The following is a 17,406-nucleotide window of genomic DNA, read 5'->3' on the forward strand; positions in this document are numbered from 1 at the left end:
GGATTCGTGAGCCACGAGACAGCCTTAACGGTTCCTTGACGCATAGGGCCGGGCTAGACTCGTCGGTCGTGATGACAACTCACGCCCGTTCACAAGGAATTTTTGCACTGTCCGTCGCCGCCGTCGGCGTTGTCTTCGGCGACATCGGCACTTCCCCGATTTACGCATTCCAAGCGCTTTTCACAGAGGCTGACGGCCACCCGCTTCCCCCCGATCCCCAGCATATTTTTGGCGCGTTGTCCCTCGTGCTATGGGCAGTGACCTTCACGGTCACCATCAAGTACATAGGTGTGCTACTTCGCGCCGACAATGACGGCGAGGGTGGCGAGCTCTCGCTCACGGCGCTTCTGACATCCGTCCTGTCGAGCGCGCGTTCGCGAGGTCTGCTCGGCGTGGTGATGGTGCTCGGTATGTGTGCGGCGGGTTTGTTTTACGGCGATTCGCTCATCACCCCGGCCATCTCGATCCTGTCGGCGGTCGAGGGGCTCGAGGAAGCTTCGCCCGCAATGGGCCCGCTCGTCGTGCCCATCGCCCTTGGGCTCGTGCTTGCCTTGTTCAGCATTCAGCGGTGGGGAACGGGCGTTGTGGGCCGCGCGTTCGGGCCCGTCATGATCGTGTGGTTCCTTGTGATCGCGGCCTTCGGCGTGCTGTCGATCGTGAAGACTCCGGAAATCCTCGGGGCGCTTTCCCCGCATCATGCTCTAGGCTTCATCGTGACGGAACCGCTCTTGGCGTTCTTCGCGCTAGGCGCTGTTGTGCTGACGGTGACGGGAGCAGAGGCCCTGTATGCGGATATGGGGCACTTTGGGCGAGGGCCGATCGCGAGGGCATGGTTTGCGCTCGTCTTCCCGTGCCTCGCACTTAACTATCTGGGGCAAGGGGCCCTGGTTTTGCGCGAACGCAGCGCGAGCCACCCGTTCTACGATCTTGTGCCTCACTCCCTGCAGTTTCCAGTCGTCATCCTCGCGACTCTCGCGACGATCATCGCCTCACAGGCCGTGATTGCGGGGGCGTTCAGCGTGTCGATGCAGGCCCAGCGGTTGGGGCTTCTTCCGCGCCTCACGCATAGGTACACGAGCGAACACAAGGGGCAGGTGTATGTGCCCGGTGTGAACTGGTTACTGTGCGTGGGGGCGCTCGTGCTCATCCTTGCCTTCCGCTCCTCGCAGGGGCTCTCGAGCGCGTACGGCATCGCCGTTTCGGGCTCCTTTCTGCTTTCGACCTCGCTTCTTTTCCTCTACTTCCGCCACGTGAAAGAGTGGGTGCTGTGGAAGGCGATCCTCGTGTGCGCAATGTTTGCGAGTGCCGAAATCTTCCTGTTCGCAGCGAATGCCGCGAAGGTGCTCACGGGTGGTTGGATCCCGCTCGCCGTTTCCGTGTTGTGCATTGCGACGATGCACGTGTGGCGTACCGGCGCTGACAGGCTTCGCGAGCGTCGCAAAGACCTGAGCGGCACGTGGGAAGAGTTCGTATCGCGCACCGAAAAGAAGCAGCTTCAGAAGCTTCCGGGAACCGTCGTTTACCTTCACCAGGACGTGACGACTCCGCCGCTCGCGCTCCTTACGCAAACGCGCGTGAACCGCGCACTCCATTCGCGCGTGGTGATCGCTGAGGTGACGACCGAACCGGTCCCGCGCGTGAGCGCGCAGGAGAGAATCCAGGTAGTTGACGTTCCGGGTGTGCCCGACGGGGTTGAGTGTGTGCATCTGCACTTCGGTTTCAAGGAACACCTCGACGTGCCGAAGGCGATGCGGCTCCTTGCTTCGTGTGAAGATGCGACCGAGCGCTGGAGCAATCAGCGCCTCAAGAGCACGTGGTTTGTCACGGCGCGCGCGAACCTCGTGCTCGCACCCGCGTCTTTCACGACTCTCGTCGCGAAGAAGTTTTTCCGCGTGATGTTCAAGAATCAGGCGCGTGCAAGCGACCACTTCCACTTGCCGGTCGCACGCACGATGGGTGTCGAGACGGACCTGCGGTTTTAGAGCCGGGGCAAGCCCGGGTCAAACCTCGCGCGCGGCGAGCCCGTCGATGATCGCGTTGAACGTCGCCGAGGGGCGCATGACCGCCGATGTCTTGGCGTTATCAGGACGGTAGTAGCCGCCGAGGTCAGCAGGCGTTCCCTGGACCTCACGAAGCTCGCGCTCGATTTGCTCCGCGGACTCGTCGAGCTCGCGCGCGACGGGGGCGAACGCCTCGGCGAGCGCGGGGGACTGCGCTTGCGATGCGATCTCACGCGCCCAATAGAGCGCCAGGAAGAAATGCGAGCCGCGGTTGTCGATGCCTCCGAGGCGGCGCTCGGGCGACTTTCCCTCGTTCAGGAGAGTCTCGGTCGCGCGGTCGAGAGCATCGGCGAGGATCTCAGCGTCTCGATTGTCATCGTGGCGCGCGAGGTGCCTGAGTGACTCGGCGAGGGCGAGGAATTCCCCGAGCGAGTCCCACCGCAGGTAGTTCTCGCTCACGAGCTGCTGCACGTGCTTTGGCGCGGAGCCACCAGCACCCGTTTCGAACAGGCCACCGCCCGCCATAAGCGGCACGACCGAGAGCATTTTTGCGCTCGTGCCGAGCTCCATGATCGGGAACAGATCCGTGAGGTAATCACGAAGAACGTTACCCGTGACCGAGATCGTGTCGAGCCCTGCCCGGGCGCGCGAAAGGGTTTCCGACATTGCCGCGACGGGGCTCAGCACTCGAATGTCCAGACCATTCGTTTTTTCCTCGGCGAGGTAGCGCTCGACCTTTGCGGCAACTTCTCGGTCGTGTGCGCGTTCGGGGTCGAGCCAGAAGAATGCAGGAGTATCGCTCAGGCGTGCGCGGCGCACGGCGAGAGCGACCCAATCGCGCACGGGCGCATCCTTCGTGTGGCACGCGCGGAAAATGTCGCCAGCTTCGACTTCGTGCGACGTGAGCGCCGCATCGCTGCACCCGCACGTCGAGCGGATCTCGATGCGCCCTGCTGCGGGAGCGATGAAAGTCTTGTCGTGGCTGCCATATTCCTCGGCTTTTTGTGCCATGAGGCCCACATTCGGCACGGTCCCCATGGTCGCGGGGTCGAGGGCGCCGTTACGGCGGCAGTCGTCGATCACGGCCTGGTAGATGGGGGCATAGGAGCTATCGGGAATCACGGCCAGGGTGTCGTGCGTGGCACCGTCGGCCCCCCACATCTTTCCGCTCGTGCGGATCATCGCCGGCATGCTCGCATCGACGATCACATCGCTTGGGACGTGGAGGTTGGTGATGCCGCGGTCCGAGTCGACCATCGCGAGATCGGGGCCGCTTGCGAGGCGCTCGGCCACAAGTGCGCGGATCGACTCGGCGGTATCGGCATCGAGCGCGTCGAGCCCCGCGAGCACCGCGCCGAGGCCATTGTTCGCCCAGAGACCGGCTGACTCGAGTTCTGCCCCGAAACGTGCGAAGACCTCCGGGAAGAATGCGCGCACGGCGTGACCGAAAATGACGGGGTCGCTCACCTTCATCATCGTGGCCTTGAGGTGGAGCGAGAAGAGAACGCCGCTTTCGCGGGCCTCATCGATGTGGGTGGCGAGGAAGGCGTCGAGAGCGCGGGCGCTCATGACGCTCGCGTCGATGATGTCGCCGTCCGTTGCTTTCACCTGGTCTTTAAGGATGGTCTCGGTGCCATCGGTTGCGACGTGAACGATGTGGAACGTCTTGTCTCCCCCCGCAACGAAGCTTTGTTCGCTCGAGCGGAAGTCGCCCTCGCTCATCGTCGCGACTCGGGTGCGCGATTCGCTACTCCACTCGCCCATGCGGTGCGGGTGCGCCTTTGCGAAGTTTTTGACGGCTTGCGGAGCGCGGCGATCGGAGTTGCCTTCGCGCAGTACTGGGTTCACGGCAGAGCCCTTGACGGCGTCGTAGCGAGCACGGATCTCGTGCTCCTCGTCGCTCGAGGGGGACTCGGGATAGTCGGGGAGGTTGTAGCCGCGCGCGTGGAGCTCGGCGATTGCGGCCTTGAGCTGCGGGACCGAAGCCGAAATATTCGGGAGCTTGATGATGTTCGCCTCGGCGGTTCGCGCGAGAGCACCAAGCTCTGCGAGCGCGTCGCTTTCGCGCTGGTCTTCGGGAAAGAGGTCCGCGAAGGCCGCGAGGATGCGCCCCGCGAGAGAAATGTCGCGTGTCGCGACGTCAACGCCCGCCTTTGAGGTGAAGCCGCGCACGATCGGCAAGAGCGACGCTGTCGCGAGCATGGGGGCTTCGTCGGTGATGGTGTACATGATGGTGGACATCGGCATCTCCTCGCGGTTACGGGCTTGAACCTCTCAAACGTACCAGGAGGAGGGGAAGCGAGCGGGCGGTGCTCAGCCGCCGAGTGCCCAGAGGCTCGTCGCCATGATGAGTCCCCCTATCGCGCACCACCCGAGGGTGCCTTTGAACCGTATGTGGGTGTAGGCGAGCGGAAGGAGTTCGACCACGCTGATCGCGATCATGACGCCCGCAATCAGGGGGTTCGCCCATTCGAGATTCGCGGCTTTACCCGTGAGAGTGAGGATCCCGTAGAGCGCGAGCGCGCCGATGGGTTCGGAAAGGCCCGAAAGCGCGGTCGCGGCAATTGCTTTTGTGCGTGAGCCGGTTGCGTGGAGTATGGGTGCGGCAACGGCGACGCCCTCGGGAATGTTGTGCAGCGCAATCGCGGCAGCGAGCGGGAGTGCGAATTCGACACCCTGGAGGGCGCTCGAAAACGTTGCGAAGCCCTCTGGGATGTTGTGCGCGGTGAGGGCGAGGGCCGTGAAGAGACCTGTGCGCACAAGCGCGCGTGTGGAGGCGGGGTCCGACGCCTGCCCGGCTTCTCGAGCTGCCTTGGCCGAGCGCTGCTCCCACACGCGCGAGCTGAAGTCGAGCACTCCGACGATCACGAGCCCCACGGCGGCATACGTGAGTGCAGGGGTCGCCCCGAGTTCGTCAAAGGAGTGGGGGAGGAGCTCGAGTACGCTCACGGTGAGCATCGCGCCCGCGGCGAAGGCAAGAGCGGCGCCGAGGGCTTTCGGTTCTCGGGCGCGCTCGCTCAGGGCTATGAGGGAGCCGAGAATCGTCGCGAGCCCGGCGATTGTCGTGAGGGTGAGCGCGGTCAGCATATTGAGAAAAATTATCAAAAAGCTAACCGTGGGTGCAAGCTCCCGGTGTGTCTAGCCGAAGAGGACGCGCACCTCGTCCCAGCGAGACTTCGGCACGCGCTTGACCGAATCGATCGCTTCGGTAAGGGGCTCATTGACAATGTCCGTCCCTCGAAGCGACACCATGCGGCCGAAGCCCCCTTCATGGACGAGATCGATCGCTGCCATACCGAAACGGGTGGCCAGAACGCGGTCGTACGCGTTGGGCTCGCCACCGCGCTGGATATGCCCGAGCACGGTTGCGCGGGTTTCGATTCCCGTGGCCTCTTCGATGTATGGAGCGAGACGCTGCGCAACACCGCCGAGGATTGGTCGCCCGAATTCATCCATTTCGTAGTCCATGAAGTCCGCTGGTGCATCTTTCGGGACATAGCCCTCGGCGACCACGACGAGAGGGGAGCGGCGCTTGGAGCGTGCGGCACGCTGCGCGACGTACTCGCAGATTTCCTCGATCGAGAGGGGGAATTCGGGAATGCAAATGACGTGTGCGCCCGCGGCCATACCCGAGTGGAGCGCGATCCAGCCGACGCTGCGGCCCATCACCTCGGCGACCATGCAGCGGTGGTGGCTGTTGCCCGTCATGCGCAATCGGTCGAGGTTTTCCGTCGCGATGTCGACCGCGGTGTTGAACCCGAAGGTGTAGTCGGTCGCATCAAGATCGTTGTCGACCGTCTTTGGAACGCCCACAACGGGGATCCCGGCTTCGGCGAGACGATTGGCGGTGTAAAGCGTGCCGTCGCCTCCGATGGCAATGAGGGCATCGACCTCGTGGTCCTCGAGGACTTTCCGCACGCCGTCCGCACCGCCGCCGTCCTCGTGGAACGGATTGACGCGCGAAGTGCCGAGGATCGTGCCGCCCTGGCGACCAATGCCTCGCACGAGTCGGCGGGGGATGGGAATGAACTCGTCGTCGCGCACGCCCTTCCAACCGTCGAGATACCCCACGAACTCATCCTCGTAGATCGAGTCCCCCTTGAGCACGGCTCCGCGGATCACCGCGTTGAGCCCTGGGCAGTCGCCGCCAGAAGTCAGAATGCCGACCTTCATGTCACTCTCTTTCGGTTGTGCCTTTCGCCACGTCCATCCTAATTAATGTGGCACGGGACCCTAGGACGAGACCACGAGGTGAAATGCGCCCCTATGACGCGTCTCGGTGGTAAAGCCTCTATGGCCCTATCCAGACCAGAGGCATAACCTCGAGAAGGCATCAGCGAAAGAAAAGGAGAATCCCCATGAACGCTGAAAAGAAAGTTGCATTTATTACGGGCGCAGCGCAGGGCATTGGCCTCGCTATCGCCAAGCGCCTGCACGAGGATGGTTTCCGCGTGGCTCTCGCGGACTTCAACGAGGAGGCGGCTTCGAAGGCTGCAGCCGAGCTTGGTGACGACGCGATCGCAATCAAGGTCGACGTATCGAGCCGCGACAACGTGCACGCCGCTGTTGATAGCACCGTTGAAAAGTTCGGTCGCCTCGACGTTGTCGTGAACAACGCGGGCCTTGGCCCCTCGACCCCAATCGAGGGAATCACCGAGGACGTGTACCGCAAGGTGTTCGACGTCAACGTCGGTGGCACGCTGTGGGGCATTCAGGCCGCGCTCAAGCACATGAAGGAAACAGGCGGCAAGATCATCAACGCCTCCTCGCAGGCCGGCCAGGTGGGCAACCCCGACCTCGCCGTGTACGGCGGCACGAAGTTCGCGATCCGCGGCATCACCCAGACCGCCGCCAAGGATCTCGCGAAGTACGGCATTACCGTGAATGCCTTCTGCCCGGGCATCGTCAAGACCCCCATGATGATGGGGATCGCCCAGCAGGTCGCCGACGAAAACGGCAAGCCGTTCGAGTGGGGCCTCGAGCAGTTCTCGAAGAACATCACGCTCGGCCGTCTCTCGGAACCCGAGGACGTCGCCGCGTGCGTCTCCTACCTTGCGGGCCCCGATTCGAACTACATGACGGGTCAGGCTCTCATCATCGACGGTGGCATGGTCTTCAACTGAGTAGTTTTCGGACGCAAAAATGGGGCTCCGCTTCGGCGGGGCCCCATTTTTATATGAGAAGGGTTCAGGCACGGTGGGCGCGGTAGTACTCGATGAGCTGGCGCGTCGAGGCATCCTGCTCGGCGAGAACCGCTTCGTCGCCAGCGACGGCGTTCGTGAGCTGCTTCGCGAGCTGCTTGCCGAGTTCGACGCCCCACTGGTCGAAGCTGTTAATGCCCCACACGGCACCCTGCACAAACGTGATGTGCTCGTAGAGGGCGATCAGCTGGCCCAGAACGCTCGGAGTGAGCGCGCTCGCCATGATCGAGGTGGTCGGACGGTCACCCGCGAAAACGCGTGCCGGCACGAGAGATCCCCTCGTTCCCTCCGCTTCGACTTCTTCGGCGGTCTTGCCGAAGGCGAGCGCCTTCGTTTGGGCGAAGAAGTTCGCGAGGAAAAGCTCGTGGACATCGGTCTCGCCGTCCTTGAGCGCGTAGGTCGGGTTCGCGAACGCGATGAAATCCGCAGGGATGAGGCGCGTGCCCTGGTGGATGAGCTGATAAAAAGCATGCTGGCCGTTGGTTCCCGGCTCGCCCCAGAAGATCTCGCCGGTCTCGACGGTCACGGGGGAACCGTCGTAGCGCACGGCTTTGCCGTTGGACTCCATCGTGAGTTGCTGGAGGTAGGCGGGGAAACGGTGGAGGAACTGGCTGTAGGGGAGAACAGCGTGGGTTTCGGCGCCGAGGAAGTTGACGTTCCAGATGTTGAGCAGGCCCATGAGGAGCGGCACGTTCTGCTCGGGAGCAGCCGTGCGGAAGTGCTCATCCATCGCGTGGAAGCCGCCGAGGAACTCCTCGAAAGCCTCGGGGCCGAACACGACCGCGAGAATGGTCCCGATTGCCGAATCAACCGAGTAGCGGCCGCCGACCCAGTTCCAGAAGCCAAAGGCGTTTGCCGGGTCGATGCCGAACTCCTCGACCTTGTCGAGCGCGGTAGAGACGGCAACGAAGTGCTTCGCAACGGCCTCGGCATCGCTCGATTCGGCGACGCCGGCAGCGTGAAGGCCCTCGAGCAGCCACGCGCGCACGAGCTTCGCGTTCGTGATGGTTTCGAGAGTGGTGAAGGTCTTGGACGCGACGATCACGAGGGTCGTTTCGGGATCGAGATCGCGGGTCGTCTCGCCCACATCGGTCGGGTCGATATTCGAAATGAAGCGTGCCTCGATACCAGCGTCGGCGAGCGGGCGCAGTGCCTCGTACACCATGACCGGGCCCAGATCGGAGCCGCCGATACCAACGTTGACGACGGTTTCGATCTTCTTGCCCGTGACGCCGGTCCACTCGCCGCTGCGCACCTTGTTCGCGAAGGCGTAGATGCGATCGAGGACCTCGCGGACGTCGCCGTCAACATTTTGGCCGTCAACCTCGAGCGCGGGTGTGGCACCCTTCGGCCTGCGCAGGGCCGTGTGCAAAACCGCGCGGTCCTCGGTCGTGTTGATGTGCTCGCCCGCGAACATCGCGTCGCGGCGCTCGGTTACGCCTGTTTCTTTGGCGAGATCGAGAAGAAGTCCGACGGTGTCTTCGGATACGAGGTTCTTGGAAAGATCGACGAAGAGGTCCGCCGCCTCAAAACTCAGGTTCTTCGCGCGATCGGGGTTTTCCTCGAACGTCTCGCGCAGGCCCTTACCGAGCATGCCGTCATGTTCTTCGAGGCGCTGCCAGGCCTCAGTGGTCGTGGGATCAACGGGGGCAGGTGCAGGGTTGGTATTTTCGCTCATGATTCCATTGTGATCCTTCAGTCTGTGAGGCAGATTTCTATTCGTCACGTGAGAGCCCGCACGCGGTAGCTCATAGGCGAGGACGCGCTACCATGAATCGGGCGCGCGTGGGCCAGGCAAGCGTCGGACCCCCACACCTCACGAGACTTCCGCCGATCCCGAACAGATAAGGCTCCCATGACCATTCAGTACCGCTCCGACCTTCGAAACGTCGCGATTGTTGCGCACGTTGATCACGGCAAAACGACCCTCGTGGATGCCATGCTCCGCCAGGGCGGCGCGTTCGGTGAACGCGACAAGGTAGACGAGCGTGCGATGGACTCCGGCGATCTCGAGCGCGAAAAGGGCATTACGATCCTCGCGAAGAACACCGCGATCCACTATTCGGGCCCCACGGCCGCGGAAATCGGGCACCCCGAAGGCATCACGATTAACGTGATCGATACCCCGGGCCACGCCGACTTCGGCGGCGAAGTGGAGCGCGGCCTTTCTATGGTCGATGGGGTCGTGCTCCTCGTAGACGCCTCGGAAGGGCCGCTCCCGCAGACCCGCTTCGTGCTGCGCAAGGCGCTCGCCGCGAACCTTCCCGTCATTATCGTCGTCAACAAGGTTGATCGCCCCGACGCCCGCATCGACGCGGTCGTTAATGAGACGACCGACCTCCTCCTCGGCCTTGCGGAAGACCTCTCCCAGGACAACGCTGACATCGATTTCGATGCGCTTCTTGACGTTCCCGTCATCTACGCCTCGGGTAAAGCCGGGCGCGCGAGCGTGAACAAGCCCGCCGATGGTGAGCTTCCCGACTCCGAAACCGTCGAGCCCCTCTTCAAGACGATCCTCGAGTCGATCCCCGCGCCCGAATACGACGACGAGATGCCTCTCCAGGCGCACGTCACGAACCTTGACGCCTCGCCCTTCCTCGGGCGCCTCGCGCTTTTGCGCATTGAAAATGGTGAGCTCAAGAAGGGGCAGCAAGTTGCGTGGGCAACCCGCCACGGCGATATTAAGAGCGTCAAGGTCACCGAACTCCTTGAGACCAAGGGCCTCTCGCGCGAGCCGATGACCCGTACTGCGCGCCCGGGCGACATCGTCGCCGTTGCGGGCATCCCCGAGATCATGATCGGCGAGACCCTCACCGACCTCGAAGATCCGCGCCCGCTCCCACTCATCACCGTGGATGATCCGGCGATCTCGATGACGATTGGCATTAACACCTCGCCGATCGCCGGCAAGGTCAAGGGGCACAAACTCACCGCCCGCCAGGTCAAGGATCGACTCGACGCCGAGCTCGTGGGCAACGTGTCCCTCAAAGTTCTGCCCACCGATCGCCCCGATGCGTGGGAGGTTCAGGGTCGAGGCGAGCTTGCGCTCGCAATCCTCGTCGAGCAAATGCGCCGCGAGGGCTTCGAGCTGACCGTCGGCAAACCCCAAGTGCTCACGCGCGAGATCGACGGCGTGAAGTGCGAGCCCATCGAACGCATGACAATCGACGTTCCCGAAGAGTACCTCGGCACCGTCACGCAGCTCATGGCGTCGCGAAAGGGCCGCATGGAAACGATGAACAACCACGGCTCCGGCTGGGTGCGCATGGAGTTCCTCGTGCCCGCACGCGGCCTCATCGGGTTCCGCTCGCGCTTCATGACCGAAACGCGCGGAACGGGCATCGCTTCGTCGATCGCCGACGGCTTCGAACCGTGGGTAGGCCCGATCGAGTTCCGCAACACCGGCTCGCTCGTTGCTGACCGCGCGGGTGCCGTGACCCCCTACGCGATGATCAACCTCCAAGAGCGCGGCTCCTTCTTCGTCGAGCCGACCTCCGAGGTGTACCAGGGCCAGGTCGTTGGCGAAAACTCCCGTAACGAGGAGATGGACGTCAACATCACGAAGGAAAAGAAGCTCACGAACATGCGCTCCGCGACCGCGGACGCGTTCGAGAACCTCATCCCGCCGCGCAAGCTCACCCTCGAAGAGTCGCTCGAGTTCGCCGCTGAGGACGAGTGCGTCGAGGTCACGCCCGAGATCGTGCGCATCCGCAAGGTTGTCCTCGATCCCACCGAGCGTGCCCGTGCGCGCGCACGCGCCCGCAACTCCTGAGCTGGGGACTAATCCATGAACTCGAAGGACCCGAACGGTGGTGGCATCTTTGTCGATGGCACCAAGCCGGCTTCGCGCACGACGGAAATTGTCGTCGGAGCGATCGCGGGGGTGCTCGGCGGCCTCGTGGTGATTGGGACGCACCGTATGCGCTCGACCGTCGGCGGCGTGCAGATTCCCTGGGGTCTTATTTTCGGTCTCGCCTTCCAGGCGATCGCGACCGGCGGGTTGATAGCTCTCAGCGGGCGCAAGCTCGCACTGTTCATCGATGCCCTCGCGTTTACCATTGTCGCCATGTACTTTTCGGGCACGTCACTCGGGGGCGGCCTCCTCGTTCCCGCGCAGATCGCCGGCGAAGCACAGTGGCAGGGCTGGGTAGCGCAGTTCCTCGGCGTGATCGTGCCCCTCGTGGGCGCCGCGCTCGTGTGGATCATTCAAATCAGAAACATCGCGCGCGCGACCAAGCGCGAAGAAAGGACAGTGAAGCCATGACCTACGTCATCGCCCTCCCGTGCGTGGATGTCAAAGACCGCGCATGCGTCGACGAATGCCCCGTGGACTGCATCTACGAAGGCGAGCGCTCGCTCTACATCCAACCCGACGAATGCGTCGATTGCGGCGCGTGCGAGCCCGTGTGCCCCGTCGAAGCGATCTACTACGAAGACGACCTCCCCGATCAGTGGAGCGAGTACTACCGCGCGAACGTCGAGTTCTTCGACGAGCTCGGAAGCCCGGGCGGTGCCGCGAAGCTCGGCCCGCAGCCGTTCGATCACGAGGTCATTGCGAAGCTTCCGCCGCAGGAGAATCCGCTCGAGGGCTGAGGCACCGTAAGATGAGGGAGTGAATACGCGCACTTCCCTCGTTTCGTCCCTGCCCGCCTTCCCCTGGGATTCGCTTGCCTCGGCGCGTGCGAAGGCCGAGAGCCACCCTGGTGGGATCGTCGATCTCTCCGTTGGCACTCCCGTCGATGAAACTCCGGTCGTCGCGCGAGAAGCGCTGGGCGCGGCTTCCGATGCCCACGGATATCCGACGGTTGCCGGCACGTGCGAGCTGCGCGAAGCGATCGCCGAGTTTTGCCGCACGCACCGCGGTGCTCCTTCCACCTTTGACGTGAGCGGCGTGCTTCCGACCATCGGCTCGAAGGAACTCGTCGCGCACCTCCCGTTCCAGCTCGGCATCGGTGCGGGCGACGCGGTCGCGTTCCCGCACATCGCCTACCCGACCTACGATCTTGGCGCGCGACTCGCGGGGGCTACCCCCGTGCCGCTCGACGTGCGTGCGCTCGCGGGCGAAGGCGAGGGAGTTTCCGACGCTAGCCTCGCGAACGTGCGGCTCCTGTGGCTCAATTCGCCTTCGAACCCCACCGGGGCCGTTCTTCGCGTCTCGGAGATGCGTGCGCTCGTGTCGTGGGCGCGCGAGCGCGACATCATCGTCGCCTCCGACGAGTGCTATGCGCCGCTCACGTGGGAGGTCGACGAGTCCCCCTCGATCCTCGACCCCCGCGTCAACGACGGCGATCTCACCGGGCTCCTGTGCGCGTACTCGCTCTCGAAACAGTCGAACCTCGCGGGCTACCGCGCGGCCTTCGTCGCGGGCGATCCGGCCCTCGTGGGGGAGCTCCTTCAGGTTCGCAAGCACGCCGGACTCATGATGCCCGGTCCCATCCAAAACGCTATGGTGGCGGCGCTCGGCGAGGAGGCGTCGGCCTCCCACCAGCGCGAAATCTACCGCGCTCGCCGTGAAACCCTCGCCCCTGCTCTCGAGGCGTTCGGAGGGAAGATCGAACACTCCGAGGCAGGCCTTTACCTGTGGACGACGTTCGGTGAGGCGAGCGAAGAGAGCATTGCGCGCCTCGCAGAATTGGGAATCCTCGCCGCCCCCGGTAGCTTTTACGGCGAGGCGGGCGCGCGCCACGTGCGCGTGTCCCTCACCGCGACCGACGAACGTATCGCTAGTGCCGCCGCGAGGCTGCGCGAGGCACGCTAGAAGCGCCGCGAGAGACACGAAAGGATCACGATGACCGCACACTTCAGCGTCAATGACCGGAACCTTGACCTGCCGATCGTCGAACCGACCGAGGGGAACGTCGGCGTGTCAATTGCGGGCCTTCGCGAGGAAACGGGCGCGGTCACGTTCGACCCGGGGTTCATGAACACGGCGCCCACGGCCTCGGCGATTACGCTCATCGACGGCGAAGCGGGGATTCTCCGCCACCGCGGCTACCCGATCGAACAGCTCGCTGAGCACTCGAGCTACCTCGAGGTCGCGTTCCTCCTCATCTTCGGTGAGCTCCCCACGAAGGGGCAGCTCGATCAGTTTGTGCACTCGATCGAGCAACGCACCCTGCTTGATGAGAACCTCAAGCGCGTGTTCATCGCGCTCCCGCGTGACGCCGCGCCCATGGCGGTGCTGCAGGCGGGCGTGAGCGCTCTGTCGACTTTCTACCAGGATTCGCTCGACCCGAATGACCCCGAGCAGGTGCGAATCTCGACCATGCGCTTGCTTGCGAAGATGCCCACGATGGCGGCCTACGCGCACCGCGTCGCGAACGGTCAGCCGCTCATGTATCCCGATAACTCGCTGAGCCTCGTGCAGAATTTCCTGCGGCTCATGTTTGCGTTCCCCGTCGAGGATTTCGTGGCCGACCCCGTCGTGGTGCGCGCGCTCGAGCAGCTCTTCATTCTCCACGCCGACCACGAGCAGAACTGCTCGGCAACGGCAGTGCGGCTCGTGGGGTCGGCCGGTGCGGATCTGTTCTCGTCAATTTCGGCCGGGGTCGCCGCGCTTTCGGGGCCCGCGCACGGCGGCGCGAACACGCGCGTCATGCATATGCTCGATGACCTGCGCAAAACCGGTCAGGATCCACGCGTGTTCATGGAGAAAGTCAAGAGCAAGGATGACTCGACCAGGCTCATGGGCTTCGGGCACCGCGTGTATAAAAACTATGATCCGCGCGCGAAGTTCGTGAAGGGGATCGCCGACACGGTGTTGGAACGCCTCGGCGTTCACGACGAGCGCCTCGAGCTCGCGATGAAGCTCGAGGAAATCGCGCTTCGCGATGATTACTTCATCGAACGAAATCTCTACCCGAACATCGACTTTTACACGGGCATCATCTACAAGGCGATGGGCTTCCCCACGCACATGTTTACGGTGCTGTTCGCGATCGGCCGGCTTCCGGGTTGGATCGCCCAGTGGCGAGAAGCGATCGCGGATCCCGACACGAAGATTATGCGCCCACGCCAGATCTACACGGGTGAGGAGCAGCGAGATTACGTGCCGCTCGAGGAGCGTACAGGGACGTCGGAACTGCTGTTGCACGACCTCCACGAGGAGCTCAAGGCGCGCGAGGAAAAGAAGTAGTCGCGCACGCGGGCGAAGCCTCGCGAATCACGCACCCTTCGCGAAGTAGATCACGACTGCGTCGTTGTTGGTGCTATCGCCGCCCGTCGCATCGGAACTCCACTGCGAGGAATCTTTACTCACGTGGCGCGAACGATCCCAACGCTTTTCCCTGTAGTCGACGCCCACGATGTTTTCGCTCGCGGCGTGAGCGACGGCCCAGTTGGCGAGCGCCCAGCCGCGCCGCTCATCGCCTGGGCGGATGACCACCGTCGTCGCCCCCGCTCCGTCCGGCGAGTCCTTCCCTGCCGAACCGAGAGAGCTCGAGACCTCGCCCGACTCGGTCAAACGCGGGAACTCGCGCGCGAGAGCCTTGCGCACGTTTTCGGGATGCGCGGGGCCTCCGGCGAGGGCGAGGTCACACTCGAGTTCGGGGCCGCTTTGGCCTGTGAGGGCCGAGGCGAAGAGGCGCCCCTCCAATTCGTGATCCCCGTAGGCGTCGGGGAAAGCCGAGCGCTGCACTTTCTGTGCCGCGACCGTGATCTCCATCTTCTCGTAGCCTTTGACCTTCGCGAGCTTCTCGTAGAAGGCCGTTGAGGCGTAGACCGGATCCATGATCTGCTCTTCGGTGCCCCACCCCTGCGAAGGGCGCTGCTGGAATAGGCCTACAGAGTCGCGGTCGCCGTAATCGATGTTCTTGAGCTTCGACTCCTGGTAGGCCGTCGCGAGGGCGATCGACGCCGCGCGTGGAGGGAGCCTCATATCGATTGAGATCGCGGTGATCGTCGCCGCGTTGAGAGTTTGCTCGGTCGAATACGAACGCTCAGTCTCGAACCCACTTGCCGTGCATCGTCCGGTGCGCTGGCCGCCGTCAAAGAATGTGAGCGCGGCAAAACTCCCGCCCACGACCGCGAGAAAGACGGCGAGAAGCGTGAACGGGATGATCACACGGGACAGCGCCTGGCGTTTTGCCATCGTTAGTTCGCGTGCAGATCGGAGTTGAGCACAACCCGCTTGTCCGATCGCGAGACGGCTTCGACTGCGCCCGATTGCGAGTTGCGGCGGAACAAGAGGCTCGGCACTCCGGAGAGTTCGCGGGCCTTGACGACCGAGCGCTCCTCACCGTCGATGAGCGTGACCTTCGTTCCTGCCGTAACGTAGAGCCCCGCTTCGACGATGCAGTCGTCGCCGAGGGCGATGCCGACGCCCGCTTCCGCCCCCACGAGCGAGCGCTCGCCGACGCGCACGCGCTCCGTTCCACCGCCGGAAAGCGTGCCCATGGTGGAGGCGCCGCCTCCGATATCGGAGCCGTCGCCCACAACAACGCCCTGCGAGATTCGACCTTCAATCATCGACGTTCCGAGGGTGCCCGCATTGAAGTTGACGAAACCTTCGTGCATGACAGTCGTACCGCTTGCGAGGTGTGCGCCGAGACGCAAACGACCGGCGTCTCCGATGCGCACGCCCTCGGGGACGACGTAGTCGACCATGCGGGGGAACTTGTCGATCGAGTAGACGGTCGGGCGGCGGCCCTCATTGATGAGGCGAAGTCGCGTCTCCTCGAAGCCGTCAACGGCGCACGGACCCTCTGAAGTCCACACAACGTTGGTGAGAGCACCGAACAGCCCCTCGAGATTCTGCTCGTTGGGCTTCACGAGGCGGTGCGAAAGAAGGTGCAGGCGCAAATACGCATCGGGTGCGTCGTGCGGCGGTTCGTCAAGAAAGATCGCGCGAGTGACGACTTCCTGGCGAGTGCCTCGTGCGGCATCCTCGCGAGCGGCCTTCGCGAGCGTCGCGGTCAGGGGATGGCTTTCGAGGTTCTCGGGGGCGCTTCCGAGCTCGGGAGCCGGGTACCACGTGTCGAGGGTCGTGCCGTTGGCCGCGATCGTCGCGAGGCCGATGCCCCATGCGCTTGTATTCTCTGTCATGGCTCAAAGGCTATAGCGCACTGCTTTGCTTTTCGTTAGAGCACGCCGAAAACCTCTACGCTTGTGCACATGGCGAACACAACAATCCTTCCCCTCGATGCGGGTCTCACCGCACTCACCCGAGCAATCGTCGATACGGAGTCTGTCTCGGGGAACGAGTCGCTCCTTGCGGACAGGGTCGAGACGACCCTCCGCTCTGCTTCTCACCTCGAGGTCATCCGCGACGGAGACACGGTTATCGCGCGCACACACGCGGGCCGCGCTGAGCGCGTGATTCTCGCGGGCCATCTCGATACCGTTCCGGTTGCGAACAATCTTCCCTCGAGCCTTGAGGTGGTCGAGGGTGAGGAACGGCTCATCGGCCGCGGAGCGTGCGATATGAAGGGCGGCGTCGCTGTTTTTCTCGCGCTTGCGTGTGCACTCGATAATCCCCGCCACGACCTCACGTGGATCTTCTACGATCATGAGGAGGTCGATGCGAGCCTCAATTCGCTCACTCGCCTCGCACGCGAGCGGCCCGAGCTGCTCGAGGCGGATTTTGCGATTCTCGGTGAACCCTCCAACGGGGGAGTAGAGGCCGGTTGCAAGGGCACGCTGCGCGTGCGGCTCACGGCGCAGGGCGTCGCCGCGCATTCTGGGCGTGCGTGGATCGGGAAGAACGCGATTCATGGTCTCGTCGGAGCGCTCACACGGCTCGCCGAATACGTGCCAAAGGATGTCGAGATCGACGGGCTCCTCTACCGCGAGTGTCTCAACGCGGTGGCGATCGAGGGTGGTATCGCGACGAACGTCATCCCAGATCGTGCTTCGATGCTCGTGAACTACCGCTTCGCGCCGAACGTGACTGAAGCCGAGGCTCTCGCACACGTCGAAGAGGTGTTCGCAGGCCTTGACCTCGAGATCGAGGTCACCGATTCTTCGGGCGGGGCCCTTCCCGGTCTCACGCGCCCCGCTGCGCGCGACTTCCTCGCTGCCCTCGGCGACGATGTGAGCGTGGAGGCGAAGCAAGGGTGGACAGATGTTGCCCGCTTTAGCGCGCTCGGCACCCCCGCGGTGAATTTTGGGCCGGGCGACCCTCTTCTCGCCCACACGGATGGGGAATTTATTCCGACGGCTGCCCTCACAAAGTGTTACGAGTCTCTTGAGCGGTTCCTCCGCTAACG

The 17,406-nt window shown here is 63.6% G+C and carries 14 protein-coding genes; 8 read left to right on the forward strand and 6 right to left on the reverse strand.

The window, feature by feature from the left end:
* Positions 1 to 71 precede the first annotated feature (71 nt).
* Positions 72 to 1,982 carry a potassium transporter Kup gene (locus M3B90_RS03695; protein ID WP_259888737.1) on the forward strand — a complete coding sequence of 637 codons (1,911 nt, stop codon included), beginning with the start codon at positions 72 to 74 and terminating at the stop codon, positions 1,980 to 1,982.
* Between the two features lie 18 nt (positions 1,983 to 2,000).
* Here the strand turns inward: M3B90_RS03695 and M3B90_RS03700 are convergent, their stop codons facing one another.
* The 3 genes from M3B90_RS03700 to M3B90_RS03710 all read right to left on the reverse strand — a co-directional run bounded on the left by M3B90_RS03700 (position 2,001) and on the right by M3B90_RS03710 (position 6,173).
* The gene (locus M3B90_RS03700) at positions 2,001 to 4,241 is read right to left on the reverse strand and encodes an NADP-dependent isocitrate dehydrogenase (protein ID WP_259888685.1); all 2,241 of its coding nucleotides are present in this window, start codon (positions 4,239 to 4,241) and stop codon (positions 2,001 to 2,003) included.
* Between the two features lie 72 nt (positions 4,242 to 4,313).
* Entirely contained in the window at positions 4,314 to 5,087 is a 774-nt protein-coding gene (locus M3B90_RS03705) for a ZIP family metal transporter (protein WP_259888686.1), read from the reverse strand.
* 51 nt (positions 5,088 to 5,138) lie between these two features.
* Positions 5,139 to 6,173: a 6-phosphofructokinase gene (locus M3B90_RS03710; protein ID WP_259888687.1), complete on the reverse strand. Its 1,035-nt coding sequence runs from the start codon at positions 6,171 to 6,173 to the stop codon at positions 5,139 to 5,141.
* Between the two features lie 185 nt (positions 6,174 to 6,358).
* On the opposite strand from M3B90_RS03710, the gene M3B90_RS03715 reads away from it, so the two are divergent.
* A complete protein-coding gene (locus tag M3B90_RS03715; RefSeq protein ID WP_259888688.1) occupies positions 6,359 to 7,123 on the forward strand; it encodes a (S)-acetoin forming diacetyl reductase in 765 nt (254 codons plus the stop codon).
* A gap of 64 nt (positions 7,124 to 7,187) precedes the next feature.
* Here the strand turns inward: M3B90_RS03715 and pgi are convergent, their stop codons facing one another.
* Positions 7,188 to 8,879, reverse strand: a complete 1,692-nt coding sequence (pgi, locus tag M3B90_RS03720; protein WP_259888689.1) for a glucose-6-phosphate isomerase — start codon at positions 8,877 to 8,879, stop codon at positions 7,188 to 7,190.
* Between the two features lie 177 nt (positions 8,880 to 9,056).
* On the opposite strand from pgi, the gene typA reads away from it, so the two are divergent.
* The 5 genes from typA to M3B90_RS03745 are packed head-to-tail and all read left to right on the forward strand — an operon-like array spanning position 9,057 to position 14,336.
* A complete protein-coding gene (typA, locus tag M3B90_RS03725) occupies positions 9,057 to 10,973 on the forward strand; it encodes a translational GTPase TypA (RefSeq protein ID WP_259888690.1) in 1,917 nt (638 codons plus the stop codon).
* 15 nt (positions 10,974 to 10,988) lie between these two features.
* Entirely contained in the window at positions 10,989 to 11,465 is a 477-nt protein-coding gene (locus M3B90_RS03730) for a hypothetical protein (RefSeq protein ID WP_259888691.1), read from the forward strand.
* Positions 11,462 to 11,794 carry a ferredoxin gene (gene fdxA, locus M3B90_RS03735; protein WP_055089530.1) on the forward strand — a complete coding sequence of 111 codons (333 nt, stop codon included), beginning with the start codon at positions 11,462 to 11,464 and terminating at the stop codon, positions 11,792 to 11,794. The genes M3B90_RS03730 and fdxA overlap by 4 nt, the downstream gene beginning before the upstream one ends.
* Positions 11,795 to 11,813: 19 nt before the next feature.
* Complete coding sequence (gene dapC / locus M3B90_RS03740; protein ID WP_259888692.1) at positions 11,814 to 12,959, forward strand: succinyldiaminopimelate transaminase; 1,146 nt, start codon at positions 11,814 to 11,816, stop codon at positions 12,957 to 12,959.
* A gap of 30 nt (positions 12,960 to 12,989) precedes the next feature.
* Positions 12,990 to 14,336, forward strand: coding sequence for a citrate synthase (locus M3B90_RS03745; RefSeq protein WP_259888693.1), 1,347 nt, complete (start codon positions 12,990 to 12,992; stop codon positions 14,334 to 14,336).
* 27 nt (positions 14,337 to 14,363) lie between these two features.
* On the opposite strand, the gene M3B90_RS03750 is transcribed toward M3B90_RS03745, so the two are convergent.
* Complete coding sequence (locus tag M3B90_RS03750; RefSeq protein WP_259888694.1) at positions 14,364 to 15,290, reverse strand: hypothetical protein; 927 nt, start codon at positions 15,288 to 15,290, stop codon at positions 14,364 to 14,366.
* A 2-nt stretch (positions 15,291 to 15,292) separates the two neighbouring features.
* Positions 15,293 to 16,243: a 2,3,4,5-tetrahydropyridine-2,6-dicarboxylate N-succinyltransferase gene (dapD, locus tag M3B90_RS03755; protein ID WP_259888695.1), complete on the reverse strand. Its 951-nt coding sequence runs from the start codon at positions 16,241 to 16,243 to the stop codon at positions 15,293 to 15,295.
* A gap of 69 nt (positions 16,244 to 16,312) precedes the next feature.
* Here dapD and dapE point away from each other — a divergent pair, with 69 nt between their 5' ends.
* Entirely contained in the window at positions 16,313 to 17,404 is a 1,092-nt protein-coding gene (dapE, locus tag M3B90_RS03760; RefSeq protein ID WP_259888696.1) for a succinyl-diaminopimelate desuccinylase, read from the forward strand.
* Positions 17,405 to 17,406 lie beyond the last annotated feature (2 nt).

Origin of the sequence: Dermabacter sp. p3-SID358, from assembly GCF_025147465.1 — a bacterium.
Lineage (GTDB): Bacteria > Actinomycetota > Actinomycetes > Actinomycetales > Dermabacteraceae > Dermabacter.

Bases quoted from the DNA above. Each gene is read 5' to 3' on its own strand.
- M3B90_RS03695 (WP_259888737.1), top strand. From the start codon at position 72: ATGACAACTCACGCCCGTTCACAAGGAATTTTTGCACTGTCCGTCGCC.
- M3B90_RS03700 (WP_259888685.1), bottom strand. From the start codon at position 4,241: ATGTCCACCATCATGTACACCATCACCGACGAAGCCCCCATGCTCGCG.
- M3B90_RS03705 (WP_259888686.1), bottom strand. From the start codon at position 5,087: ATGCTGACCGCGCTCACCCTCACGACAATCGCCGGGCTCGCGACGATT.
- M3B90_RS03710 (WP_259888687.1), bottom strand. From the start codon at position 6,173: ATGAAGGTCGGCATTCTGACTTCTGGCGGCGACTGCCCAGGGCTCAAC.
- M3B90_RS03715 (WP_259888688.1), top strand. From the start codon at position 6,359: ATGAACGCTGAAAAGAAAGTTGCATTTATTACGGGCGCAGCGCAGGGC.
- pgi (WP_259888689.1), bottom strand. From the start codon at position 8,879: ATGAGCGAAAATACCAACCCTGCACCTGCCCCCGTTGATCCCACGACC.
- typA (WP_259888690.1), top strand. From the start codon at position 9,057: ATGACCATTCAGTACCGCTCCGACCTTCGAAACGTCGCGATTGTTGCG.
- M3B90_RS03730 (WP_259888691.1), top strand. From the start codon at position 10,989: ATGAACTCGAAGGACCCGAACGGTGGTGGCATCTTTGTCGATGGCACC.
- fdxA (WP_055089530.1), top strand. From the start codon at position 11,462: ATGACCTACGTCATCGCCCTCCCGTGCGTGGATGTCAAAGACCGCGCA.
- M3B90_RS03745 (WP_259888693.1), top strand. From the start codon at position 12,990: ATGACCGCACACTTCAGCGTCAATGACCGGAACCTTGACCTGCCGATC.
- M3B90_RS03750 (WP_259888694.1), bottom strand. From the start codon at position 15,290: ATGGCAAAACGCCAGGCGCTGTCCCGTGTGATCATCCCGTTCACGCTT.
- dapD (WP_259888695.1), bottom strand. From the start codon at position 16,243: ATGACAGAGAATACAAGCGCATGGGGCATCGGCCTCGCGACGATCGCG.
- dapE (WP_259888696.1), top strand. From the start codon at position 16,313: ATGGCGAACACAACAATCCTTCCCCTCGATGCGGGTCTCACCGCACTC.